A 26364-nucleotide genomic window follows, 5' to 3' on the forward strand; every position below is an offset into this window, starting at 1 on the left:
TTATTGAATAAAAAAACGAAAGAAACATGCTTAGGTAATAAAACATGCAACTTCCCGAAGATCTACAAAATGGTGTGATTGAAGCGTTAGAACAGGCAGGTTGGAATGAACTGCTAAATGCAAGAGAAGTATTAACAGATCGTTACCGCTCCCACCAAAAAAAGCAGTTCATGACTAATGATCAGCAACGCCTCTCTTATTTAGCTACACGTCTACCAGCCACTTATGCTGCTGTTTATCAAACGCTCAATCAAATTAAAAAAACAGTCAACGGCCTATCTATTCATTCTTTATTAGATCTAGGAGCAGGTCCTGGAACAACTCTGTGGGCTGCTACACAAATTTTTCCTTTGCAAACGGCAACTTTATTTGAAAAAGACCAGGCTTTAGCTCTACTGGGTCAAAAATTAGCTCAGAGGAAAGAATTAGCTGTTTTTCAAAATTGCCAATGGAAAATAGGGGACCTTGAGCTATTAGAGGAGCTTCCGGTGCATGATATGGTTACTCTTTCCTATTCAATAGGCGAATTATCTTCTGCCTCGATTTTTCCGGTGTTACAGAAGTGTTGGCAAGCCACAAAAGAAATTTTGGTGATCATCGAACCTGGGACTCCGACTGGTTTTGAAAGGATTCGACTTATTCGCCAAATATTAATCGATATGGGAGGACACATCGTAGCTCCTTGCTCTCATGCCTTAAAATGTCCGATTCTGAGAGGAGATTGGTGCCATTTTGCAGCTCGTATCGAAAGAAGTTCTTTCCACAGGCGTTTGAAGGGAGGAACTTTAAATTACGAAGATGAAAAATTTTCCTATATTGTTGTTTCTAAGTCCTCTCTTTTATTACCACCTGCCCGCATTTTACGCCATCCTCAACATCGATCCGGCCATAGTCTGTTTACGTTGTGCACTCCAAACGGAATTCAACAAGAAACGATTTCCAAGCGAACTCCTCTTGAATACAAGATAGCTAAAAAACTCGAATGGGGGGAAGTCTTTCCTTTATCAGCGAAATAAATAAATTTTCGTGAGCAACAAAATGAGTTTTATTTTTAATCTTTGACTTTTCTTGCATAAAAGATTATGTCAATTGAGAATAAATTTAATGAAAAAAGTCTAAATGACAATAGGTTGATTTGTGAAACGATTTGCTTTAATTTGTCTTTTCCTTTTTATCTTGGCAGCGGTAGCTCATATTTACTTTCATTATTTTTTAGAAAAAAAAGAGGGTGAGGATTCTATTACTCTCTATGGGAATGTCGATGTGAGACAAGTTGATTTGGGATTTAGAGTAAAAGGAAGAGTGGATCAGATGTCTTATCAAGAAGGAGAGTTTGTCTCTGTTGGACAATTAATAGCCACTCTTGATAAACAGCCTTATGTCGATTTAGTTTTACAAGCCAAAGCTCAGGTAGAATCAATTGAAGCCTCTTTAAAAAATACCGAACAGTTGATAGAACGAAGACGTACACTAATTGGAACTGGAGCGATTTCAAGTGAGGAATATGAAGATACTCTATCTTCTCGTGACGTCTTATTGGCAAATTTAAAAGAAGCACAAGCAGCTTTAGGAGTTGCTTTGACTAATTTACAAGATACAGAAATTTACGCTCCCAATGATGGAACGATTTTAACACGTATCAGAGAGCCGGGTTCTATCGTAAGGGAAGCAGATCCTGTTTATATTCTGTCATTGATTTCTCCGATTTGGATTAGATCGTTTGTAGCAGAGCCTGAACTAGGAGAGATTTATCCCGGTATGATGGTTGAAATATTCACTGATACAAAAGAAGGAAAGGTTTATCAGGGGCATATTGGATTTATTTCTCCCGTAGCTGAATTTACCCCCAAATCAGTAGAAACAACTAAATTACGCACAGACTTAGTGTATCGTTTACGAATTATTGCTGAAAATCCTGATAAAGGATTGCGTCAAGGAATGCCCGTAACACTTCGATTAAAAAAACAAACTAAGGAAATCCTGTGACGGAAGCTTTAGTTTTCCTTCAGAATGTTTCTAAAATATTTGATCCCAACCATCCTCCTGCTTTATCTTCTCTCAGTGCTAAGCTTATGCCTGGAAAAATGATTGGGATTGCCGGTCCAGATGGAGCTGGTAAGACAACCTTACTTCGTTTAATTGCTGGTTTGCTTTTACCTTCTAGTGGCTCTATCACAGTTGCTAAATACGATACCGTTCAACAAGCAAAACATATTCATTCGCTCATTGGTTATATGCCTCAAAAATTTGGTTTATATGAAGATCTGACAGTTGATCAGAATCTCGCACTATATGCCGATTTAAAAGGTCTTGAAAAAGAAGAAAGAAAAGAAATATTTGATAAACTTCTTGATTTTACTGGATTAAAGCCATTCACCAAACGATTGGCTGGAGCTTTATCAGGAGGAATGAAACAGAAATTAGGATTAGCTTGCACGTTGCTTCGCAAACCTCAATTATTATTGTTAGATGAACCCAATGTTGGGGTAGATCCAATTTCTCGTCGCGAATTATGGAGAATGGTTCAGGATTTAATTACTAATGGAATAACAGTTTTGTGGAGTACTGCTTACTTAGATGAAGCCGAAAAATGCGATTCTGTCATTTTGTTAAATGAAGGTCAGTTACTTTATCATGGTTCTCCTTATGAATTTGCGGAACGGGTCAGAGGTCGTACATTCAAACTCACTCATTTACAAGGAAATCGACGAGAAATTCTCACGCATATTTTAAATCAACCTTTTGTTAAAGATGGGATAATTCAAGGAAATGATATTCGCCTTGTGACAGAAAATTCTAATGTAGAGTTGAATCCCTTATCTTTACCAGCAGGATTATCTGCAACTGTCATCCCAATCCTACCTCGTTTTGAAGATGCCTTTGTCGATATTTTAGGTGGGGGACCGAAAGGACCCTCACCTTTAGCATTGCAGATTCCTCAAATTTCCGGTTCCCAAAAAGAAATTATCCAAGCAAGAGATCTTGTTAAAAAATTTGGGGCGTTTACAGCCGCAGATCATATTAATTTTACAATCGAGGAAGGTGAAATTTTTGGATTATTAGGTCCTAATGGAGCTGGGAAATCGACGACATTTAAAATGATGTGTGGATTACTCAAACCGACTGCGGGTTCTGCCATTGTAAATGGATTAAATTTACAGCTTGCCCCTGGAAAAGTGCGTTCTCAAATCGGGTATATGGCTCAAAAATTCTCTTTATATGGAAACTTAAGTGTTTCTCAAAATTTAAATTTTTTCTCAGGTATTTACAACTTAAGAGGAAAACATCGTCAAAAAATGATCGATCAGATGATTGTTATTTTTGGATTGCAAGACTATTTAAATAAATCTGCAGAAACCCTCCCATTAGGGTTAAAACAACGCTTAGCCTTATCATGTTCCTTAATGCACTATCCCAAAGTTCTTTTCTTAGATGAGCCAACTTCAGGCGTTGATCCTATTACCCGTCGAGAGTTTTGGAATCACATTAATGGCCTTGTTAAAAAAGGTGTGACGGTAATGGTAACAACACATTTTATGGAGGAAGCGGAGTACTGTGATCGAATTGGCTTAATTTATCGAAGTCGTTTAATTCAGGTGGGAACTCCAGAGAATTTAAAAAGCATTGCAAAAACAGTTCAAAATCCCTACCCAACACTTGAAGATGCTTTTATTCACCTTATTGAAGAATACGAAAAAGAGAATTCAACATGAATATAAATTCTTTTATTCGTTTAAAAGCATTGATAATCAAAGAATTTTTTCAAATTGTGAGAGATCCAAGCAGTCTTTCTATCAGCTTGATCCTGCCTCTGATACTTTTATTTCTTTACGGGTATGGAGTCTCACTTGATGCCAATCATATTAAAATAGGATTGATTCTTGAAGATACTTCCCCAGATGCACAAAGTTTTGCTCAAACTTTAAAAGATTCTCGTTTTTTTGAAGTCACTGTGGCTCATGATAGACATACTTTAAATACGCTTATGGTTGCTGGTTCTATTAAAGGAATTGTCATTGTTCCTTCGTATTTTTCTTCCTTTAAAATGCGTTCTTGCAATAAGGCTCCTATTCAAGTCTTAACGGATGGGAGTGAACCAAATACAGCTAGCTTCGTTCAAAACTATATTCTAGGAGCATGGCAAAACTGGCTTATTCAAGAATCAACAATTCAGTCTAACCAAAAGATTCCATTTGTTCGTCCTTTGCCAAGATTTTGGTTTAATGAAGAATTAGAAAGTCGAAATTTTTTAATTCCAGGATCCTTAGCGATTATTATGACCCTAATTGGAACACTTTTGACCGCTTTGGTTGTGGCAAGAGAATGGGAAAGGGGGACAATGGAAGCTTTGATGTCCACTCCTGTAACAATTACAGAATTATTAATTGGTAAACTCGTACCCTATTTCATTCTAGGAATGTTTGCTATGACTGTCTGTGTGTGTATCGCAGTCTTTTTTTATCACATTCCTTTAAGAGGCTCTTGGCTACTACTCGGATTTGTCACAACCATCTTTCTTTGGACAGCTTTGGGATTGGGCCTGCTAATTTCCACGCTAACAAAAAATCAATTTACTGCAGCACAAGCGGCGATCGTTGCTTCATATTTACCGGCTTTTATTTTGTCAGGTTTTATTTTTGAAATTTCTAGTATGCCAGCACCTATTCGTTGGATTACCTATTTGATTCCAGCTCGATATTTTGTTTCTAGTTTACAAACGATTTTCTTAGTTGGTAACATTTGGAAACTTATCATTCCCAATACAGGAGTGATGTTACTGATTGGCTGTGTGATTTATTTGTTAACTGCTAAAAAAACAGTGAAAAGACTCGATTAGGAAAAACGAATGATTGCTCGTATTATAGCTTTAATTATTAAAGAACTTTTAGCTGTTTGGCGAGATAAAAAGAGTCGATTTATTTTAATTGTTCCTCCCCTTATTCAGCTATTTGTTTTCGCACTCGCTGGCACATTAGAAGTAAAAAATGTACCGATCGGCATTCTCAATCTTGATAGGGGACCATCTTCATTTGAATTATTACAACGATTTCATGATTCGCGTACCTTTACTCCTATTTATTACCTGAAATCTGTCCATGAAATTAAAGAACTCCTAGATAAGCAAAAAGTGATGTTAGTCATTCACTTAGATGAACAATTTTCTCGCAACTTGAAAAAAGAGCAAGCAACAGACGTCCAATTGATTCTAGATGGAAGAAAATCCAATACAGCTCAAATTGTTCAAGGCTATGTCGCAAGAGTGATTGATCAATTTAATCATGATTATACCCAACAGGCGGGATTTTCAGTTTCTTCTTCTGAGCTCATCATGCGTCATTGGTTTAATCCCAATTTATTGTATGAATGGTTTAATGTTCCCAATTTAATGGGAATTTTAACAATGTTGGTGGGGTTAATTGTGACAGCTTTATCTGTCGCTCGAGAAAGAGAGTTAGGGACGTTTGATCAGTTACTCGTTTCTCCTCTTCAACCCATGGAAATTTTGGTGGGTAAAACAATTCCTGCTTTATTAATTGGGATGATAGAAGGAACAATAATTCTTTTAGCTGCAGTTTTTATTTTTCAAATTCCTTTTACAGGTTCGGTTGCAATTTTATATTTAAGCTTATTTATATTTATTAGTGCAGTAGTAGGAGTAGGGTTATTTATTTCTTCTCTTTGTATGACTCAGCAGCAAGCCATTTTAGGAACATTTGTTTTTATGAGTCCATCTGTGATGTTATCTGGATTTGCTACACCGATTGAAAATATGCCATCTTGGTTACAAACCGTGACATTACTTAACCCTCTTCGCTATTTTTTAGTGATTGTGAAAGGGGTTTTTTTGAAAAACATGCCTTTAAATATTGTTTTTCAAAATTTATGGCCTATGTTTTTGATGGCCATTTTTACATTAGCTTGCGCAAAGTGGCTTTTTAAACGTCGTCTATCTTAGGCTTTAATAATAAATGATTTATTGATAAATTGTGTTTGGGCCGATTGTTTGTTTTTCTTTTATTTATAAAGGAGAAAAAATTGGCTCTTGCATTTTTTGGAATCAATTTATATAGTCGGAAAAAATGCGCAAAGCCTAAAAAAATTTCTCTGTAACCCTTAAAAAGGCGATATATATGAAACTTTTCTTCTCAACATTTTTAGCTGCAGTAGCTATTTTCAGCGCCTCAAGTACTGTACAAGCATGGAATGATTGTGGCTCATGTGATCCTTCTTATGGCTCATTTTCATTCTTAGATGATGTAGCAGTAGAAGCTAGAGTTGCTTACTTCCGTCCTTGTTCTAAAAAAGTTAGGCATATTTATGGAAATGGATGGGCAGACTACCAAATTGAGCTTTCTAAAAGTTTTTGCAATAACTGGCGTGGATGGGTTGGCATAAGCGGATTTGAAAAGAAAGGCCACTCGATTGGCGACCATGATAGAACAAAACTTCGTATGATCCCATTAACTTTGGGTGTCAAATATTTATTCAATATCAATCCGTATGCAAGTTTATATGTCGGAGCAGGTGCTTCTTACAATTGGGTAAGAGTTAAAAATCATTCTTCTTTTGTTCATGAAACAAGTAAAAAGCAAACATGGGGCGGTATTGTGCAACTAGGTGCTTACTACTCTTTGGCAGAAAATGTTTTCGCTGACGTATTTGTAGATTATGTATTCCAAGAGTTTAAGTTCCATTCTCATAATAGCAGTGATTATGTTAGCCATCATCACAAAGTTAACTTGAATGGATTTAAAGTCGGTGGTGGTCTCGGTTATCGTTTCTAATTTTTAGAACGTACCGATTTTCAAAATTGTTTCTTATATTGGTGATTGAGGTCGTTCGTTTAGAATGAGCTTCAATCACTAATTTTTTTTCTATTGATAAAAGAAATAATTGAGACCTTTGCTAAATAGATTTCCCTTAAATTTTAGTCTTTTTTTTATGCATTTCTCTTTTTTTATCCGAGTTACGAGCGAGGCTTGTTCCTTTCTGTGCAAAAAATAGATGTTCTTTGTTTGTTCTAATGACTTTCAACTAGAAAGCTCTTTTATTTTCATCAGAAGTAAAATGAGAAGATTTTAGAGAGATACGCTAAAAATGATTGTTGGACGGGTGAGAAAAAACAATTGTTTTCACAAGTTTTTCATCCATCTCCCATTCTATATTTATGAGAGGATCATTAGAAAATCTAATTTGATTGGCTTTTTTTACAAAGTTGATAATGGGATCAATCCATGTGGGGGAAAAATTAGATTGAATAAGTTGAAAATGTAACTCTTCTGCAGTGAAAGATTTTAAGCGCATCTTTAAATGCTTTTCTAAATACGATAAAAGTAAATCTTGAAGTTGTGTGTAAAAAGATTTGTATAAACCTTGTTGGGGAAATTGTTCTTGTTTTAATAGCAATAAAGTTTGTTGAGCGTTTAATTCTGGGAATTTTTCTGAAAGCAAAGTTATATGCCTGAGGAAAAATATATTTCGTCCATACCAGGCAAACAGTAAACACAATAACAGCAGGATTGTTAGCCAAGGAACCGTCCTTTCTGAAAAAATTTTTTGATTTCTTTCTGCTTCTAAATCCAGTTGTTTTTTATTTTCGTAGATATCAATTCGGTTACGCTCTGTTAATGTTAAAGGAAATTGACGATCAATGGAGAATAAGGGTGCAATAGGTAAGAATTGTTTATCCAATTCTTCGGAATTTGCCACTTCGATAGAAAAAATGGGGGTAAAAATATTTTTGATTTTATCTTTCTTTGTTGTTTCAAATAAAATATTTAAAAAAGAGAAAGGAATTTCTCCAACTTGCAATGGAGAAAGAATAAGAGAAAAGCTTGTACGTTGTTTTTGATTTTCTTCTTGAAATGTTTGAACAACTTCCTGGATTGCAAAAACTGGCTGAAGGGGATTAAATGAATGTGTCAATTGATGGATAAGCCTATTTTTATTCATTTTATCAGAAGAGGGAGAATGTATGTTCGCCTTCACGACCAAAGGCTGCTCTAAGGTTATATGTTCTGAAGAAAATTCTAATCCAATAGAAATATCATTTTGGATAGTATTCCATGTTAATTCTGCTTGAAGGAATATAGGGAATAATAGGATGAATCGGATCCAAAAACTCACTTTTTATGCCTAAATTTAAAAAAGTTATACAATGCTTGAGTAGAAGATTCATCTGTTCGAATTGAAATCCATGCTGCGCCAGCTTTGGCAAATGTTTTTTGCCATAATTGTTGTCTATATTTTGATGACTCTTGATAAAACTTTTGTAAGGACTTGTCAGATGAATCTATTAATGCTTTTTTATTTGATTCTAAATCATATAATGAAATTAATCCCATAGAGGGGAAAATTTGTTCATATTCGTCATAGAGTTGAATTCCGATAAGTTCATGTCTTTTGGCGGTGATATGAATTGCATGAAATAAAGGTTGTGTCAAAAAGTCTGAAATTAGAAAGCAAGTTGATTGTTTTTTCTGGACGTTTCCTAAAAATCTTAAAGCTTTTTGAAGATCTGTTCCCCGATACTGAGGCTGAAAAAATAGAAGCTCACGAATAACTCTCAAAACATGTCGAAGCCCTTTTTTAGGTTTTAAGTAAAGTTCTATTTGATTGGAAAATAGAAGCAATCCCACATTGTCTTGATTTTTAATAGCTGAAAAAGCTAATAAAGCAGCAACTTCTGCAATTAATTCACTTTTTAACTGTTTGATATGGCTAAAATGAGACGAGGCAGAGATGTCAACTACCAACATCACTGTGAGCTCTCTTTCTTCTCGAAAATTTTTTAAATAGGGTGTTTGAAGTCTAGCTGTGACATTCCAGTCAATACTTCGAATATCATCACCTGGTTGATATTCTCTAACATCTTCAAATTCTAAGCCGCGACCTTTAAAAGCTGAGCGGTAAATTCCTGCAAAAAGATCATCTACATTACGGGTTGTTTCAATTTGGATGCGGCGGATATGTTGAAAAATTTCTAGTAGAGTTGGATTCATGGGATAGGCAGCGTATCTAAAATTTGTCGAATGACAGCATCTGTTGTTAAATTCTCGGCTTCAGCCTCATAAGAAAGTCGTAAACGATGTCTTAAAATGGGAAGGCACACATCTTTAATATCTTGTGGATTTACAAAATAACGCCCTCTAATAAAAGCATGCGCTTTCGCAGCTTGTTTTAATGCTAAGGTGGCTCTTGGAGAAGCCCCATATTCGAGTAACCCTTTGATCTGTCCTAATTGATAATCTTCGGGTTTACGCGTTGTGTGAATAATATCTAAGATATACTCAAAAATTTTCTCATCTAAGTAGACTTCATTGACAAGCTTTCGAAAAAAAAGAATGTCTTCTGCACTAAGAATGGCTGAAATAGCGGGTAAGGGGGATAAAGATCCAATACGTTTGAGAATTTCTTTTTCTTCTGCCCGTGATGGGTAAGTAAGCAAAATTTTCATCATAAAACGATCAGTTTGTGCTTCAGCTAAAGGATAGGTTCCTTCTTGCTCAATTGGATTTTGAGTCGCTAAAACTAAAAAAGGTCGAGGGGCCTCAAATGTTTCTCCTCCAATTGTCACTTGTTTTTCTTGCATGACTTCTAGTAAGGCGGATTGAACTTTAGCAGGGGCGCGATTGATTTCGTCAGCAAGTAGAATATTGGTAAAAATAGGGCCTTGCTTGATACTAAAAGTTCCCTCTTTAGGATTATAGATAGGGGTTCCAATTAAGTCTGCAGGTAAAAGATCAGGAGTAAACTGAACTCTTTTAAATTGACAGTCAATGATTTTAGAAAATGTGGTGGCAGCAAGGGTTTTAGCAAGACCAGGTACACCTTCTAAGAGAAGATGGCCATCAGCAAATAGACCAATTAATAAACAATCGATCAAAAATGCTTGCCCAACAACAACTTTTCCTATTTCTTGTCTAATCTGATCAATTTTGTTTTGGGCTTCGTGAATTAAATCTGAAGTTAAGCGAACATCATTAGTCATCAAATCTCCCTATCAAGTGTTTTCTCGCATTGTGGGAAATCTCACTATTTTCGGTAAATAAAATCTTTAGAATTCCACTTCTGGACGACTTGATTTAGGAAGGATAATCGTAAAAGTCGATCCTTTACCTAATTCAGATTTTAAGGTAATTGTACCAAAGTGTTTTTCAATAATTGTTTTAACGATAGAAAGTCCAAGCCCTGATCCTCCCATTTTTTGAGAATGAGCTTTATCTACCGTGTAAAAACGATCAAAAATATGCTCTTGATCGGCAAGCGGAATGCCGATACCTTGATCCGAAACTTCAATCACAATATGATCGGATAAATCGTTTAATTTGACAAAAATATGTGCCGGCCTTGAAGAATATTTCGCAGCATTTTCAATCAAGTTCATGATCGCTAGTTCGAATAAATCTTCATCTACTATTAATTTAATGTCATCGCTTGACGTTTCGATATTCACTTCGGCATCAGGAAATATTTCATGAAGCATAGATTGACAACGAGTTGTTAAATCAAAAAGATCACATAAGCTTAAGCGAGAAGAAGGAATGTTCTCAATATCTGCTAAGGTTAATAAATCTTTAATAAGAGCCGTCATGCGCTTACAGTTACGGACAATTTTAGTGGTAATTTCATTTTGAATATCTTGAGGTAGCCCCGGATTATCGTAAAGTGCTTCAGCAAATCCACGGATAATAGTAATAGGCGTTTTTAATTCATGGGAAGCGTTAGCAATAAAATCTCTTCGCATTTCAAATATTTTATAGTGCGCTGTTTTATCTTGTAGAACAAGTATTGCTCCACTGTTATTCCTTTTGGGAGCCGCAACAATATCAAGATAAAGTTTTTTTCCCTCGATAGTTATTTCTAAAGTATGTGTTAAAGGCTTTTCTTCTTCCTGACATTGTCTTAATAGTGTTAAGTATTTTTCTTGGTTTAGAGAAGAAAATTTTTGACCTATTAAATCAAGTTGATTTAATCCAATAAATTTGATTGCCATGTGATTTGCATAAGCGATACACATTGTACGGTCAACGGCAATTACTCCTTCCACAAGTGATTCTAAGATGGCTTCTTTCTCATCTCGCTCTTGCGTTAAAATATGAATATGATTTCTAATTTTTGCTGATAGGCTATTGAGAGTAAGAGCTAATTTTGTAAAATCATCTTTAGGATTTAAATTACTTGTATCTATCTCTGAAAAGCTTTGTTGGCCTCCCATTTGATAAGATCTAGCTGATTGGATGATTTTTTGAATAGGTTTTGTTAAATGGTTCATGGCAATCCATGTGATCATGCTAAATAAAAGTAAAATCGCAGTTGCAAATACCAAGAAACCAATTTCAAAATCTCGAGTCATTTCATCGACATATTGCTGAGGAAAGGCGGTTCTCAAAACGTATGTTTTATTCTGATAACCAAACGATTTAGCAAAATAAGTAAACTTTTGCTGAAGAATTTTGGAATATGCTTCGTGAAAACCTAATCCGCAATCAAATGCTTCACGAACTTCAGGATGATCTAGGACATAATTCTGATGAAACTTAGGCCCTAGAATACGTTTAACGTGAGAATCGTATAATACTTTACTTTCCTCACTGATAATTCCCATGCGAAAGAAAATATTACTTTTTTGATCTTTTAAGCGTTTGATTAAAGTCTCTTTATTAGGAGCATCTTGAATATGAGCTATAATTTCCGAAGCACGATTTTCCATCCCTTTGATGATAATTCGATGAACCCAATGAGAAACTAAAGGAAACAAAGGAATAATGAAGATACAAAAGACAAATACATAGCTAATAAAAATTTTTTGTCGGAAACTAAACATGTTTAAGCCAGGAAATTTTTTTATTTAATAAAATTGTAACAACTATTTTAATTAAGAAAAAGTAAATAATTTGCTGTTAGTTAGTTAAGATTGGGTTAACTTAATGAAGTAATCAATTATTTTCTAATTTTTTTATAGATAATGAATATATTTTGTAATGACTATTGAGTCAGAATCTCGTAACCCGTTTCTGTAATCAAAAGAGTATCTTCTAATCGTACGCCTCCAACTTCTTTAAGATAAATTCCCGGTTCAATCGTGATGACCATTCCTGCTTGTAAGGGATAATCACTAAATGGGCCTGAGCGTCGAATGGTAGGAGATTCGTGGATATCTAAACCAACTCCATGTCCAAGACTGTGGGTAAAATAATCGCCATATCCTTTGGATTCAATGAAAGAGCGCGCAGTATTGTCGAGTTCTCCTATCAAAGTGCCTGGTTTGCATAAATGCATTGCTTGATGCTTTGCTTCCTCAACAATAGAATAAATAGACTGAATTTGTTCAGAAACATTCCCAAAAAAATCAACTCGAGTCATATCCGAGTGATAATGATGAACGACAACTCCAATATCAATTAACACAGGCATGTCAGCCTGTAAAATTTCTTTATCAGCTCGATAATGAGGCTTTGAGCTATTAAAGCCAAAGGCAATAATTGGATCAAAGGCTAATTGTTTCGCTCCCTTTTTTTTCCAGAAAAATTCCAATTCAAAGGCTAATTCTGCCTCTGTTACTCCTACTTGGAGTAAAGTTTTTAAATAATGATACCCTTCTAAAGCTAGTTTTGCCGATTCTTTTAAATAAATAATCTCTTGTTCATCTTTAATTAAACGCATTTCTTGTAAGGGAGAAGGAATAGGGATGATAGTGCATGAAGAAAGAGAGCTAGATAAAAAAGAGTATCTTCCAAAAGTTGTTGTCTCTGGATCTATCCCCAAATTTTTTAATTGGTATTCTTTTAACCAATTTGTGAGAGAAGATTCGTGAAGAAGAAGGACAGGATAAAGAGTTTGTTGGTTGCAAATTTCAAAATATCGCCCATCCACAATCAAACATGTTTGATTTTCGCTAACTAGAATTTTCCCGGCAGATAATTCCAATCCTGTTAAATAGAGAATGTGGGTGGGATGTTCAATTAAGAGTACATCGCAAGGCAAAGAAGATAGTTTTTCTCTAAGTTTGCATAATCGATTGACGTAGTTCATAAGAATAAGTAAGATTCAATTATTTTTTATGTGATATTGAATAAAGGAACATGGGGATCAGATTACCAACAATATCATTATCTCAAGCAATAAAACCAGAGGTTTTTAAATGAAATATTCATATTTAATTTTGTTAATACTGTTTCCTTATTTAGTTGTGGCTAATTTTAGTGAAGGTCATTCAACTTTAGACTCTGAGCTTGAAGAAAGTGTTTTTATTTCAGATCATCAAGAAAATCCCGCTCCTTCATGCTCAGAAATAACATTAGGAAATTTTCCTAATAATATCGAGAAAGAAGCTTATTTTTCTAGAGAAAATCGGAATGATGCAAAAAATTTGGTAGTCTTAAATTTGAGTTATACATTTGGTAAAAGTTTGGGTTGCCAAAAAAGCTATGGGACATTTGGTGGGATGATTTTTCCCTTTTTTTCTTCCTGTCGCCCATTTCAGATTTTTTTAGATGGAAAAGCATTTCTTTTTGATCAGGGTAAGTGGGGAGGAAGCGTAGGAATTGGGCTGCGCCATTTTTCGTATAACGGATGGATGGTTGGGTTGAATGGTTATTACGACTATCGACGTTTTAATGGCTGGGATTTAAATCAATTAGGATTAGGAGTTGAACTTTTAGGAGATTGTGTTGAATTTAGAGTCAATGGCTACCTTCCTATCAATAAAAACAGATGGGATCAATGTTGTCTTTTTGACTATTCTGGTAGTTATTTTGCAACATTGCGGGAGCGTGGATATGTTTGGTCTGGCTTAGACACTGAAATTGGTACCTGGCTTGTCAAACCTTCTTGTTGTCAGGGTATTGGTCTTTATGTTGCTGCTGGACCATATTATTATAGACGGTCTCATGACCAGAATTTTTTTTTCCATGATCAAAAGCATCACACCATTGGTGGAAAAGCCAGAATATTAGCAACACTTGGAGATTTTATCGAATTATCAATGGCAGCGACTCATGATTCTGTTTGGCATACAAGAGTGCAAGGAAGAGCTGAAATCACTGTTCCATTTGATTATCTTTACACATTATTTAATCCTGTTCATGATCAATCTACTTGCTTGGTTACGCCTTCTCACTCATCATTAACAAGACCTGTTTATCGTCAAGATTCGATAGTTGTTAGTAAAAATCATTACTGGACTTGGAATTGGTGTGATAGATCCATGAGTGGTGGAAATGATTAGGCTTATTTTTCAATTTTATTAGATTTATAGTTTTTTTAAACAATCCTTCACCAATAGCTCCTATGTTTTATTCATTTTTTCGAAGAGTACAGCTTTTTTTATTTTTATATATTTTTATGGGTCAGCTAATGGCTGTAGATTTACATCCCAGTGATCAACAAACAGTACTTTTAGCCTTATTAGCTCGTAATAAAGAACACACACTTCCTGCGTTCTTAACTTGTATTGAACATTTAGATTATGATAAGAAATGTATCTCAATTTATATTCATACTAACAACAATGTTGATAAGACTCAGGAAATTTTGGAAGCCTGGGTTAAAGAAAAAGGAAATTTATATAAAGATGTCATTTTTGTTAAACAAGATTTGAACACAGTTTTAACAAATCGCCCTCATGAGTGGACTCCAGAAAGATTTAAAATTTTGGCAAAAATTAGAAATGACAGTTTGGAACATGCCAAGCTTTTAAAGTCAGATTATTATTTTGTTGTTGATTGTGATAATTTTATTACAGCTGATACTTTAACAGACCTTATCAAACAAGATAAGCCTATTATTGCGCCCTTGTTACGATCTTTAGAAACTAATAATTATTATAGTAATTTTTTTTGTGCAATTGATGAAACGGGATATTACGGTTATCATCCCGACTATTTAAAAATCGTATCATATGAAAAGATTGGTGTTTTCAAAGTTCCTGTTGTTCATTGCACCTATCTAATTCAGTCTAAATATTTTGATCACCTAAGCTATATTGATGGATCAGAGGATTATGAGTTTGTCATTTTTTCTAGGAAGGCGCGTGAAAAAAATGTCGATCAATATATTAGTAATGAAAAAAAATATGGATATTTGGTTCATTTTTTCGATAATCTTTCTTTAGAAGAAGAAAAAGAACGCATGGCATCAATAGATATTCTTAGGAGAATAGCGGATTTAAGGCACTAACTACTCCCTTTCTTCACAGATCTTTAGAATACTGAAAATAATCAATATAGGGTTTGAGATGACATTTTTCAAAATGATATAAATCAAAAATTTAGGAAGCTAAATAAAAGAAGTACTACTTATTTTTTCTTCTAAATCTTCTAAACTACTCACATCGGTAAATGTTTTATTTACTTAAGAATTAGCTGATAATTTGCTTTTTATATGATTTATTAAACAGGACTAGTTTAAATGCTTTTTCTATATATATAAGCGTTAGTGGCCTATTGAAAGGGGGTATTCCTTTTGCCAGAGTCTCATACGCCTCTTTTTTAAACTAAATTGATATTCTCCGGGTTAGGGATTAATATCGATGAATAGAGAAGCTGCTTACTTGAAAAACTTGTCTGCTAAATAAATTTTCATTAATTCGACAAGATAAGTGCCATTTTGATGAGTTAACTCATAGACTTTTTTTATGTAGTAAATAATGGTTTTTGACTGATTTTAACGAAAAGACATTTTGGCTTGCTCAATTTGAGCAGTATCTAAATAAGCTTGAAAAAGACCTTGCCTATTGATTCCGGGTTTTTAACATAAGCACATCTTTTAATTTCTTAATAGTTTCATCATAAAGAAGTGCTTGTGAAAAAATTGTTTCCAAAATTTATTTCAATGCATGCGATTTTTGTCAATAAAGAGGCAATTAATGCTTCCTTAAAGTTTTAACTTTCAAAAAAGTTGTCATTGAAAAAAAAGAGCTTTATAAGAAGTTAAACGCAGTATTGATCTACAAATGGAAAGTTTAGCTAGAGCTTTTTAAGGATTTTAAATTATTTTTACCTTTTCTAAGGATTTTATGAGCATCTTTCCCAAGCGCATTTTACTCAAGTTATCGGGAGAAACGTTGATTGGTAACCAAGGCTTTGGTATCCAGCAACAAGCTTGCCTTCAAATTACTAAATCTATTCAACAAATTCAACAATTGGGAATTCAATTAGGAATTGTGATTGGAGGAGGAAATATTTTCAGAGGAATAAACCTTAAAGCAAATGGAATGCCTCGTGTTCCTGCAGACCATATGGGGATGCTTGCAACGCTTTTAAATGGCATCGCTCTTCAACAAGCTTTAATAAGTTTAGAAGTCAAAACGTGCGTGATGAGTGCCTTAGACTGTCCAAAAGTAGCAGAGTCTTATCAATGGAGTAAAGCTTTGCAATATTTAGAAGAGGGGATTGTTGTCATTTTCGTCGGAGGAACAGGCAACCCCTATTTTACAACAGATACAGCTGCAGCTTTAAGAGCAAGTGAAATACAAGCAAATTTACTGCTTAAAGCAACTAAGGTAGATGGGATTTATAATCAGGATCCTTTAAAAAATACCCAAGCTGTCAAATATGATCGAATTTCTTATTCTCAAGTGCTTGCAGAAAAATTACAAGTCATGGATGCTACTGCTATTGCTTTATGTAGAAATCATCAAATTCCTATCTTTGTGTTTAACATGAAGCGTCTATTTGAAAATAGATTAGACCATGTTTTAACAGATTATAGCCATGGAACTTTAGTTGATGATGGAGAAATTGGTCATGAAGCTAACAAGCTAGATAGATAATAGGAGTTAATATGAGCATAGTTGATCAAACTAAAACCAAAATGATAACGGCAATCGAACATTTAAAGAATGATTTGAAAAATATTCGTACGGGCCGTGCCAATCCGGGAATGGTTGAGCATGTGATGATAGAAGTCTATGGAAGCCCTATGCGTCTAAAAGATGTTGCTTCGATTTCTGCTCCCGAAGCGCGTCAATTATTAATCACTCCCTTTGATCCTCAAAATGCAGGATCGATTGGTAAAGGTATTGAAAAAGCAAATTTAGGTTTAATGCCTATTGTTGATGCGCATTCTGTTCGTATAAAAATTCCTCCTATGACAGAAGAAATTCGAAAAAAAATGGCAAAAATTTGCCATGAAGAAAAAGAAAAGACAAAAGTCAGTATTCGAAATATCAGACGCGATGCCAATGAATTAGCAAGGAAACAAAAATCGGAAGGAATCATTGCAGAAGATGTTTTAAAAAAACTCGAAAAAAATATTCAAGAGTTAACGGATAAGTTTTGTAAAGAAGCTGATGAAATCGCGGAAAAAAAAGAAAAAGAAATTTCCACAATTTAATGCTTGTAAAAAAATGAGGCTTTATTTTAGGATAAAGCCTCTTCAATCAAAAATTGAAGAATAGTTTGGATCCTATTTATTCTAAATACGATTTAAGTTTTTTACCTGGCCCCATCGTCTAGCCAGGTCTAGGACACCGGATTTTCATTCCGATAACAGGGGTTCGAATCCCCTTGGGGTCATCAAGAGTCTTTAGCTCAGTTGGTTAGAGCACCTCACTTTTAATGAGGGGGTCGATGGTTCGAGTCCATCAAGACTCATATGTCTTTTAGGCAGACTTATTCTAATAAGCTCTTTTCTTGCGATTACTTTTAATAAGGTGCTTTTTTTCAAAAAGCTTTTTCTTTATTTTTTTAATAGTTAATTTCTTACATATTGAAACAAATCAGTCCACAATTTTAAATCGTTTGATCCTTCGAAAACCTCTTTTTTAAAAACTTTTGTAAGGGCTCCTTTTATCCTTCTTGCAAAAAATTTACATTGCTATTTGAAAAAATTTTACATTAATGTGTGATTTGGTATGACTTTAATGATAACGATGTTAGGGTTGATGAGACTGAATTTTTAATAAGCTGGAACTCTTTAAATGCCCAATTCTTAATAAAAATCATTTGGTTGGTTAATAACGTTTAATTTCAGAGGTTTTATTTCGATGGTCGATAAAAATCCAGACAAAAACTTTTCCGATAGACCACTTGAATGTGGAGAATGTAAAAAACCAATTGCTGTTCGCTACACAGAAATTGTGGGTGAGAATATGACTCATACTAGTATGTGTGCAAGTTGTCCAGAGTTGGAACGAAGACTGCATGGAACAAGCCCAAAAGAATATATTCAAAGTCAAGTAGGCTTAGGGGCTGCTCTAGAATGTGGAAATTGCGGAACTACTTTAGAAGAAGTTAAAAGAGGACATCAGTTAGGCTGTCCGGAATGCTACAATGTATTTGGTAATATTCTATTAGCTGAAATTCAAGCCGCTAATCGACTTACTTCTCGCCTCGTTTCGATTAAAAAATCATCACCTATTCATATTGGTCGAGCTCCTGGAGAAACTTTAGTCATTAAGCCTTCTTCTCGCTTATTAGCCCTTGATGAAGCTCTTAAAGAAACTCTTCAACGAGAAGATTATGAACAAGCGGCTTTGTTGAGAGATCAAATTCGTGCCTTAACAGAGCATAAAGAAGATTCAAAACCAGAAAAAGAAGGGGAAGAGCGTGACGAATCAAAATAACCCTTATTCTTTATTATGTGATCAAAACCCTTGGAGTGTTAATGGAAATGATATTTGGCTAGGAACAACTTTGACGCTTTTAAGAAATTTAGAAAAATTCAAATTCCCAAGTAAGCTGGAGACAGATAAACGGAAACAGATCGTTTCTCTTTTATACAAAGACCTTTTAAAAAATGATTTATTAAAAAAATCACAGCTTTTTAAAGCTGAAGATATGCAACCGATTGAAAAAGAATTGTTGGTGGAACATTTTCTAACACCAGAAAGCTTTCATCAAGCGAACACGGGTGAAGCATTTGTATTAGATGCCTCGGGAGAATTTTTAGCCAGCTTCAATTTACGCGATCATTTGATGCTGCATTGGGTAGATACTAAAGAAGAACTAGAAGGAGCTTGGGAACGATTAGTTAAAATCGAAACAAATTTAAATAATTTAGTAAATTTTGCTTTTTCTTCAAAGTTTGGTTTTTTAACCGCAGATCCTACCAGATGTGGAACAGGCCTCATTGTGACTATTTTTTTGCATCTACCCGGATTGATTTATACAAACCGTTTGAATGACGTTTTGCAAAAAGGTAAAGATGAGGGAATTGAGCAAACAGGTTTACAAGGAAATCCCCATGAAATCATAGGCGATATTGTGGCTTTTCATAATAATTATACTCTTGGAATGACAGAAGAAAATATTATTTCTTCATTAAGAACTTTGGCGACTAAATTAGTCCTAGAAGAAAAAAGTGTTCGAAATATTTTAAAACAAGAGCATGACCAAGAAATTTCTGATCTCAAAGATAAAATTAGTCGTGCGTATGCGATTCTTTTACATTCTTACCAAATTGAATCTATTGAAGCAATGAAGGCCATTAGTTTACTTAAATTGGGTCTTGATTTGAACTGGTTAAAAGGTATTGACCAAAAGACATTAAATAATTTGTTGTTTAGTATCAGACGAGCTCATTTAATCTGCCACCAAAAACAAAAATTGATCCCTGAAGAAATACCTCATAAGAGGGCTGAATTTATCCACAAAGCTTTAAAAGGTAGCTCATTATTAATTTAAGAGTAGAAATATGAAGCAAAAAGCCTGTGTCGGCTTAAATCCTAATTCATATGTTCATTTGACTGAGCATTTAGCCCCTCTTTGTGTAGCAATGGGGATGCCATTACTCTTAACAGATGAAAAACATGCGACCAACTCTCAAAAACTCTATCCTCAATTAAAAATCCTCCTACATAATTGGGAAGATGTTACACCTCGTTATTTAATTGAAAATTTTGACGTCTTCTTTCAGTCGGAACCTTGGCACCGCCACGATTTCTATGCTAAATTTCAAGCACTTGAAAAAGCTTTTCAAAAAGAGGTAAGAAATGTCCATTGCCCTCATGGTTTTTCGGATAAAATCTTTTGGCTAGAAAAGAGTGTATGGGAAGATATTGTATTAATATACGGACAAAACATGTTGGATTTGTTCAAAGATTTCAAAATTCTAAATCATCTTAATGCTGCTCCTAGGACAGGAAATTATCGCTATTTGTACTACAAAATGTTTCAATCTCATTTTGATTCCATCGCCGAAGAACTGGTTTGGGGAAGATTTAAAAAAAAGCAAACCACAATCTTGTATGCTCCAACTTGTCACGACCAAGATCATACGACATCCTTTATGCATGCACAGGCTATTTTTGAAGATCTTCCTGAGGATTACAATTTGTTGGTTAAAATTCACCCTGCTTTAGAGGAAACGGATGGCCCGGCTCTTTATCAAATGATTGGAAAATATGAAAAAAAAGAAAATATTATTTTTGTTCAAGACTTTCCAGTGATTTATCCATTACTCGCGCGATCTGATATTTATTTAGGAGATATGTCGTCAATTGGCTATGATTTTCTCACCTTCAACCGCCCGATGTTTTTCTTAAATCAACGAAAAAGAGACGTCCAAAAAGATAGAAATTTATTTCTATATCGCTGTGGATTTGAAATTCAACCTCATAACTATACCCAGTTTTATCAAATTTTAGAGAAAGAGCTTTGTTTTGATCAAGCACGCTATAATCAAATACGTCAAGACATTTACCAATATACTTTTGGTGAAGAAGTTTCTTTTGATCATTTAAAAGAAATGATTTATCAGGCAACTTTTTCTCCAAAAAAATTTGATTGATGATAACAAATTTATATTCGACTCTACATTCAAACGGAAAAAAATTCCCCCAGCTCCCAATAAATTTTCTTAAACTTAGTAGCTTAATTTATATGCTTCTTCTCAAATAAAATTTATTTATTTCACAACCTAAATAGGACGAAATTTTCCATGTTAAAATTCAAGAAGGAATAACTCTTTGTTTGATTGACGAAAAATTTTTTACTCTTATTTTAGCAGGTTGGGTATGGGTCAGTCAAAAAGGAAAATTGTTACCCCATATTCGCTATTGGATGGCCAAGATATGTTAAAATCGACGCATCTAAAAAAAATCTGACAATTTTAATGATTGGGGACAATTTGATTTAGACGCCTTCCAAAAATAATTCTTTTGTATTAGCTTATCTGATCCCTGTTTCTAAAATACATAAGCATTCTCTTTCCATACATTATTAAGAGCCTGTTAAATATACGAAAAGGGAAAACTTATTTAATTTGTCGGAGATAACCTATTCAAGATAAAATATATTTAACTCATAACGAAAGGTTATGGCAAAAGGGGATTCAAATGAGAAAATCTAGTCTTTATTAGGTGCAGGATCATTTGGAACTTGTATGCATACGATCGACAAGAAAAGTTGAAAATAGCCGTTTCTAAGTAGCTTCTCGCCGTTTATAAAACAAACCCATCGGCAGGAATTTTACTAACAACGATAGAAAAAAAGTTATTGAAAAAATGAAAAAATTTGAGTTTAAATCTTTATCCTTTCAACAAACAGACACAAATTCTAATCGATAGTATGAAGATCAATTATTGGATTCGGATTTTAACTCCTTCATAAGGTCAAAATGTTGAAGAGGAGGCTCTTGAAGTCTTAATCCCATGATATTCCGCAATAATCATTTCACCTCTATTATTGGCACGTATTTTAATAAATCCACAATTATCTACATGCCATCTGAGTTCACTTTTAAAATCCAACTGATAAAGGACTGAGCGTAATAATCCTCCGTGGGAAGAAAGCAAAATTGTAGAGCCTAAGTACAAGGGAGAGATCTTTAAAACAAGCGTAGACAAACGGTTGAATACTTCCGCATAGTTTTCAGATATTGAATCCCACTTGTAGGCTAAAAAATCTTCTTGAATGAAAGAATCAATTTGACTGTTCTTTTGCAACCAATTTTTTAGGTCATCTATTGATTGACCTTCCCATTCGCCTAGCTGTCGCTCTCTTAAAACAGCTGTTTCCTCTATCTTAATATCTTTTGATTCGAGAACAATTTCTGCCGTTTGACGCGCTCGGCTGAGATCAGAGGAAAAAGCTGCTGCAAAATTAATGTGATTCAGTTGCTTTTGAAGGTTCCGAGCTTGGATTTTACCTGAGCTGTTAAGAGAAATATCGATATGCCCTTGTAATTTTCCTAACATGTTCCAATCTGTCTCTCCATGCCGGATTAAATAAATATCGCAAAATAAATTTTTATCTATCATTGATGTGCCTTTTTAATACTTTAATTAGGGCTACTTTTACAAAAGCATAATAATTGTGGCATTCCTTCCCGTTATTTTTTCTCTTCGATAGGAAAAATAATCGTTTGGATTTGCAAATGTACTTAATCTTGCCACTTCGATGTGATGAAAAAGAATTCCCTCTTTTTGCAATTGATACTCCGTTAATGACCAAAAATCAAAATAATTTGGTTTAAATTGAAATTCCCAAAATTTTTCAGGAAATTCATTTTTATAATGAATAAATTCTGATTCCTCAGGGCCAAGACTGGGGGAAATGCAAACAAGTAGATTTTTAGGATCAGATCCAAACCGATCTTTCATCTGCGTAATAGTTTTCGCATAAATATTTTGTACACTACCTCTCCATCCAGCATGAACATTCGCAATCACGTGATGTTGAGGATCATAAAATAAAGCAATTTGACAATCTGCATGGGTCATCATTAAAGCAATGCCTGGTGTTGCGCAAGTTAAACCATCAGTCAACAGAATAGTTGGAGGAGAATCGAACTCCACTGGAGCGACTTGATGGCCATGACAAGCATGCCCATGAATCATTTTAAATGTATGAGGAGTACCATTTTTTAGACTGTTTTCAATCAAGCTCCGATTTTTTTCAACTAAGATTGGATTGTCTCCAACAGAATAGCTCACATTCAATTGATCAAAAGGATTAACACTATATCCCCCTTTACGTAGAAAAACAGCATGTTTTAAGCGAGGAATATCTGTTAAAAGCTCAAATTCTAACCACTCGAGCCGATCTTCTTTGAAATGTCGCATCATTTAACCATAGTAGGATTATTATTATTGAAGAGTAAAAAAATTTATGAAGAAAAAGGCAAAACTTTGCGGGGTAACAGACAAATGCTATTGACTTCTGTGATCTGCTAATTTATAAATTTTCTCAAACTTCGATTGAAATAAGAAATAACGTCAGTATTTAACCCTTAAGTTGAAAAATATGAAATTTAATTCTTTCCTTCTTTTTCTTTTACTTCCTATTTGCTTATGTGCATCTGATTGGACTTTAGAGGTTCGAGGCGCTTATTTTCAACCCTCTTCTAAACAATTTAGAGAAGTTTATTCTTCTTGTTTAATTGACTACCAAGTCGAAACATCCAAACGCGTTCACCCACTCTTTGAAGTTTGGGCAGGGATCAATTGGATGAATAAAAAAGGAAATTTGCGCGATGACTATAGCATGCTTAAACAAAAGAGTCGAATTTATATTCTTCCCCTCACTTTAGGCTTTAAGTTTACCTATCCTTTAACAAATTATTTAGATATTTATACGGGAGCTGGAGCTTGTTATTCATTTTTGCATATAAAGCATCTCTGGGAAGATTTTAGTCGGGACAGCAGTTATTCTTCTTACTTTTCTTCCTTAAAAAAACATATTTCAAAGCATGGAGTAGGAGTTGTTGCAAAAGTTGGTTTAAGATGGACAATAGGACCAACGACGTTTATTAATCTATTTGCTGATTACTTTGTCCAACAATTTCATTTTTCACGCAAACACGATTTTAATGGGAATCATGTTTGGAAGCACTTAAATTGTGATGGTTTGAAGTTAGGGGCTGGTTTTGGGGTCTATTTCTAGGACCTCTTCATTTTTCAATTAGCCAATGATGCTGAGTCCAATTTTGGATCCATTTTTGTAGATCATTGCAAGCTTGCTCGTAAAGTTTTGTACTTTGCTGTTCAATCTTTTCGCAAGCTTTTTCAAGGCTTATGCCTTGTTGAATAAGTTGAAGTAAAAAAAACTCTCCTTCTAACACCTTTCTCCACGCTAATATATTTTTTTCAGTACGATAAAGAACGTAGTAATGAATCCCTTCTTTTTTAAGAAGGGGAATGCGGTGATTCGTCCAATAATGGATATCTTGTTTTATTAATTCTTCTCGAAATAAAAATAAATTAACATTCCATTTAAAAAGATGAATATGAGGCTGAAGAAAAAGTGTTTTTCTTAAAATCTCTTCCGGATTTTGTTTGGTGAGTTCTGAGAGATTCAAAGGAATATGCTTAGAAGCAATCCAACTAGCTGTAAAAGCCCAGTCAAGTTGAACAGCTTGTTCTATCAGTGAATGATCTGGTCTCTTATAATTTTTAGAAATCCAGTCCGGTAAACGCTCTCCTACTAATGATAATGCCCAGTGATTGGGAGGACATTCCGATAAATAAGGGATTGCAATTTTTTCTTTAAATATTTTGCAACCTGTCAAACGTACAAGAAGCGGAAAATTTGTATAAAGTATGTTAATTAATCGCCACCAGTATTGTTGATTATAAATTTGTATGCATTGATGAGGAAGAAGCGTAGGGCTTGGAGCAATATAGTTTTTTGCTTCCTCGGAGATTAAATCTCCGTTTTTAGTTTTATAATGAAGCGTATCATTTTTTGCTAAAGGTGTAGTAATAACACTTGCAAACCATTCCTGGATTAGTTGAAGATCTCTTGGAATATTTACTTGTTTATAACTTGAGTTGCGAATCCTATTCATTTATCCTCAAACAGAGTTGACTAAAGAAGGAGGTAAAGAAGAAGAAATATTTTTTTGAAATTGCTTGGCTTTTAAAGCTTCTTTCCAAGTTTCTTCAAAAGATAAAAGATTGTCATCCCATTCAAGAAGAGTAGAAACTCCTCCAGTCAATGGATAAATCTCTGCATATAATTCCCAGACTTCATTTCTGACGGGATGATCGTGTGTATCTAAGACATAATCTCCAAAATCTTGGTGACCTGCTAAATGAATTTGAATGACTCGTTCTAGGGGAATATTTTGATAGTAAAGTTTGGGATCAAATCCATGATTTCGACTAGAAACATAAATATTATTGACATCTAGCATCATGTAAATGTTTGCTTTTTCTACAATGGCAGCATAAAATTCCCATTCTGGCATTTGATCTTGTGTAAATGCCACATAAGAAGAAAGATTTTCTAAAGCAAAAGGAATTTCTAAATAATCTTGAACAATCCGAGCTCTTTCTGCTACATAATCAACGACTTCTCGTGTATAAGGAAGTGGAAGTAAGTCGTGATAATGAGCGCCTGGTTGGTGTCCCCAACATAAGTGATCAGAGACCCAAGGAGTTTTTGTTAATTTAGTGAGCGCTTTGAGTTTTTTTAAGTACTCGTAATCAAGAGGAGCAGAACTTCCAATTGCCAAGGATACCCCATGTTGAACTACGGGATAGCTTTCTAAAATTTTTTGTAAATACTCTAAAGACTTACCCTCATCTAACATAAAATTTTCACTGATAATTTCAAACCAATCGATTTCTGGCTTGAATTTAAAAACATCTTCTAAATGGGGAAAACGTAATCCAATACCAATGCCTAAATTTGGAATTTGACGGGGTGCCATTTTTTGCCTATCTAAAAAGTCATTGAATGTGTCTTGTCAGCTTTTAAATTTGTTTAGAAAAAATAAATGTGCGCAACCACTACTGGCGCGCACATGCATCTATTTGACAAAACAGATTAATGAACCATTACGTCTGCTTTTTCAGTTCTTTTTTGCGCTTCTTTAACAGCCAAATTTTTATCACGGTAATTACCTTGGCTAGCTAATTGAATTGCTAAAGCCTTACCTTGAGTACTTAAGTTATCATAGATCTTACGTGTTTCACTGTTAAGTGAACTCACTAATTGCTCTTCAGAGATTGTATTAGACACTGCAGATGTTGCATGGTTATAATCAACTTCTTCTGCATTGTTATAACTGTGATAGCCATTAGCGTTTGATTGATACTGCGTACCCGTTGGAGAATAAGAATGATTAGAGCTATGCGCTGCATTCCAGTCATTATTCTTGCGATTAGGAGTGCTTACACTATCATTTCCTGGACTTGTGCTTGTCCCATTATAAGAATTGCTTATATTTTCATAGCTACTATTTGAATTCATTTGGTATGAATTATTGTTCGCAGCATAGGAATTTGTGCCAGTAGAGTTGTCAGCAATTTCTCTTTTGCCTTGTGTAGGATAATAAGCTCCACAGCTAGCCGCTGCAAGTAATAACTCTGGCGAATGTTGATCAGCTTGAGCGACAATAGGCAAAGCTGATGCGAGCACCAGAGCTGCTAAAGCTGATTGAGTTAGACCTTTCTTCATAACTTTCCTCGCATAA

The 26364-nt window shown here is 34.5% G+C and carries 24 protein-coding genes and 2 tRNA genes; 16 read left to right on the plus strand and 10 right to left on the minus strand.

Annotation, left to right across the window (positions count from 1 at the left end; all coding sequences use genetic code 11):
- Positions 1-44: 44 nt before the first annotated feature.
- The 6 genes from BU804_RS08635 to BU804_RS08660 all read left to right on the plus strand — a co-directional run bounded on the left by BU804_RS08635 (position 45) and on the right by BU804_RS08660 (position 6785).
- On the plus strand, positions 45-1016 hold the full coding sequence (locus tag BU804_RS08635; protein ID WP_075883751.1) for a small ribosomal subunit Rsm22 family protein: 972 nt from the start codon (positions 45-47) through the stop codon (positions 1014-1016).
- A 121-nt stretch (positions 1017-1137) separates the two neighbouring features.
- Positions 1138-1986 carry an efflux RND transporter periplasmic adaptor subunit gene (locus tag BU804_RS08640; RefSeq protein ID WP_075883752.1) on the plus strand — a complete coding sequence of 283 codons (849 nt, stop codon included), beginning with the start codon at positions 1138-1140 and terminating at the stop codon, positions 1984-1986.
- Positions 1983-3713, plus strand: coding sequence for an ATP-binding cassette domain-containing protein (locus tag BU804_RS08645; RefSeq protein WP_075883753.1), 1731 nt, complete (start codon positions 1983-1985; stop codon positions 3711-3713). The genes BU804_RS08640 and BU804_RS08645 overlap by 4 nt, the downstream gene beginning before the upstream one ends.
- Positions 3710-4837, plus strand: coding sequence for an ABC transporter permease (locus BU804_RS08650; protein ID WP_075883754.1), 1128 nt, complete (start codon positions 3710-3712; stop codon positions 4835-4837). The genes BU804_RS08645 and BU804_RS08650 overlap by 4 nt, the downstream gene beginning before the upstream one ends.
- Before the next feature lie 9 nt (positions 4838-4846).
- On the plus strand, positions 4847-5956 hold the full coding sequence (locus tag BU804_RS08655) for an ABC transporter permease (RefSeq protein WP_075883755.1): 1110 nt from the start codon (positions 4847-4849) through the stop codon (positions 5954-5956).
- Positions 5957-6131: 175 nt separating this feature from the next.
- A complete protein-coding gene (locus tag BU804_RS08660) occupies positions 6132-6785 on the plus strand; it encodes an outer membrane protein (RefSeq protein ID WP_075883756.1) in 654 nt (217 codons plus the stop codon).
- A 307-nt stretch (positions 6786-7092) separates the two neighbouring features.
- Here BU804_RS08660 and BU804_RS08665 read toward each other — a convergent pair whose 3' ends face one another.
- The 5 genes from BU804_RS08665 to BU804_RS08685 all read right to left on the minus strand — a co-directional run bounded on the left by BU804_RS08665 (position 7093) and on the right by BU804_RS08685 (position 13035).
- Positions 7093-8127: a hypothetical protein gene (locus tag BU804_RS08665; RefSeq protein ID WP_075883757.1), complete on the minus strand. Its 1035-nt coding sequence runs from the start codon at positions 8125-8127 to the stop codon at positions 7093-7095.
- Positions 8124-9002, minus strand: coding sequence for a DUF58 domain-containing protein (locus BU804_RS08670; protein ID WP_075883758.1), 879 nt, complete (start codon positions 9000-9002; stop codon positions 8124-8126). The genes BU804_RS08665 and BU804_RS08670 overlap by 4 nt, the downstream gene beginning before the upstream one ends.
- Complete coding sequence (locus BU804_RS08675; RefSeq protein WP_075883759.1) at positions 8999-9991, minus strand: AAA family ATPase; 993 nt, start codon at positions 9989-9991, stop codon at positions 8999-9001. Before BU804_RS08675 ends, BU804_RS08670 begins: the two co-directional genes overlap by 4 nt.
- A 66-nt stretch (positions 9992-10057) precedes the next feature.
- Entirely contained in the window at positions 10058-11827 is a 1770-nt protein-coding gene (locus BU804_RS08680; protein WP_075883760.1) for a sensor histidine kinase, read from the minus strand.
- Between the two features lie 161 nt (positions 11828-11988).
- Positions 11989-13035: a M24 family metallopeptidase gene (locus tag BU804_RS08685; protein ID WP_075883761.1), complete on the minus strand. Its 1047-nt coding sequence runs from the start codon at positions 13033-13035 to the stop codon at positions 11989-11991.
- A 109-nt stretch (positions 13036-13144) separates the two neighbouring features.
- Here BU804_RS08685 and BU804_RS08690 point away from each other — a divergent pair, with 109 nt between their 5' ends.
- The 9 genes from BU804_RS08690 to BU804_RS08730 all read left to right on the plus strand — a co-directional run bounded on the left by BU804_RS08690 (position 13145) and on the right by BU804_RS08730 (position 20733).
- On the plus strand, positions 13145-14230 hold the full coding sequence (locus BU804_RS08690) for an inverse autotransporter beta domain-containing protein (protein ID WP_075883762.1): 1086 nt from the start codon (positions 13145-13147) through the stop codon (positions 14228-14230).
- 128 nt (positions 14231-14358) lie between these two features.
- Positions 14359-15180 (plus strand): glycosyltransferase family 2 protein, encoded by an 822-nt coding sequence (locus BU804_RS08695; RefSeq protein WP_075883763.1) that lies wholly within the window; start codon positions 14359-14361, stop codon positions 15178-15180.
- 838 nt (positions 15181-16018) lie between these two features.
- A complete protein-coding gene (pyrH, locus tag BU804_RS08700) occupies positions 16019-16774 on the plus strand; it encodes a UMP kinase (RefSeq protein ID WP_075883764.1) in 756 nt (251 codons plus the stop codon).
- An 11-nt stretch (positions 16775-16785) separates the two neighbouring features.
- Positions 16786-17337 carry a ribosome recycling factor gene (frr, locus tag BU804_RS08705; protein ID WP_011176421.1) on the plus strand — a complete coding sequence of 184 codons (552 nt, stop codon included), beginning with the start codon at positions 16786-16788 and terminating at the stop codon, positions 17335-17337.
- A 107-nt stretch (positions 17338-17444) separates the two neighbouring features.
- Positions 17445-17519: transfer RNA gene (locus BU804_RS08710), tRNA-Glu, on the plus strand.
- A 4-nt stretch (positions 17520-17523) separates the two neighbouring features.
- Positions 17524-17597 (plus strand) — tRNA-Lys (locus BU804_RS08715).
- Positions 17598-17989: 392 nt separating this feature from the next.
- Positions 17990-18568: a UvrB/UvrC motif-containing protein gene (locus BU804_RS08720; protein ID WP_011176420.1), complete on the plus strand. Its 579-nt coding sequence runs from the start codon at positions 17990-17992 to the stop codon at positions 18566-18568.
- Positions 18552-19628, plus strand: a complete 1077-nt coding sequence (locus tag BU804_RS08725; protein ID WP_075883765.1) for a protein arginine kinase — start codon at positions 18552-18554, stop codon at positions 19626-19628. The genes BU804_RS08720 and BU804_RS08725 overlap by 17 nt, the downstream gene beginning before the upstream one ends.
- A 10-nt stretch (positions 19629-19638) precedes the next feature.
- Positions 19639-20733, plus strand: a complete 1095-nt coding sequence (locus BU804_RS08730) for a CDP-glycerol glycerophosphotransferase family protein (RefSeq protein WP_075883766.1) — start codon at positions 19639-19641, stop codon at positions 20731-20733.
- A gap of 823 nt (positions 20734-21556) precedes the next feature.
- Here the strand turns inward: BU804_RS08730 and BU804_RS08735 are convergent.
- Both BU804_RS08735 and pgeF read right to left on the minus strand, forming a co-directional pair.
- The gene (locus BU804_RS08735; protein ID WP_075883767.1) at positions 21557-22204 is read right to left on the minus strand and encodes a histidine phosphatase family protein; all 648 of its coding nucleotides are present in this window, start codon (positions 22202-22204) and stop codon (positions 21557-21559) included.
- A 36-nt stretch (positions 22205-22240) separates the two neighbouring features.
- On the minus strand, positions 22241-23011 hold the full coding sequence (gene pgeF / locus BU804_RS08740) for a peptidoglycan editing factor PgeF (RefSeq protein WP_075883768.1): 771 nt from the start codon (positions 23009-23011) through the stop codon (positions 22241-22243).
- Between the two features lie 178 nt (positions 23012-23189).
- Between pgeF and BU804_RS08745 the strand changes: the two genes are divergently transcribed.
- The gene (locus BU804_RS08745) at positions 23190-23828 is read left to right on the plus strand and encodes a hypothetical protein (protein WP_075883769.1); all 639 of its coding nucleotides are present in this window, start codon (positions 23190-23192) and stop codon (positions 23826-23828) included.
- 7 nt (positions 23829-23835) lie between these two features.
- Here the strand turns inward: BU804_RS08745 and BU804_RS08750 are convergent, their stop codons facing one another.
- The 3 genes from BU804_RS08750 to BU804_RS08760 form a co-directional block, all read right to left on the minus strand.
- Positions 23836-24732 carry an HvfC/BufC family peptide modification chaperone gene (locus BU804_RS08750; protein ID WP_075883770.1) on the minus strand — a complete coding sequence of 299 codons (897 nt, stop codon included), beginning with the start codon at positions 24730-24732 and terminating at the stop codon, positions 23836-23838.
- Positions 24733-24738: 6 nt separating this feature from the next.
- Positions 24739-25599, minus strand: coding sequence for an MNIO family bufferin maturase (gene bufB / locus BU804_RS08755; protein WP_075883771.1), 861 nt, complete (start codon positions 25597-25599; stop codon positions 24739-24741).
- Between the two features lie 116 nt (positions 25600-25715).
- Entirely contained in the window at positions 25716-26348 is a 633-nt protein-coding gene (locus BU804_RS08760) for a hypothetical protein (protein ID WP_075883772.1), read from the minus strand.
- Positions 26349-26364 lie beyond the last annotated feature (16 nt).

The sequence above is a fragment of the Candidatus Protochlamydia sp. W-9 genome (assembly GCF_001950615.1).
GTDB lineage: Bacteria > Chlamydiota > Chlamydiia > Chlamydiales > Parachlamydiaceae > Protochlamydia > Protochlamydia amoebophila.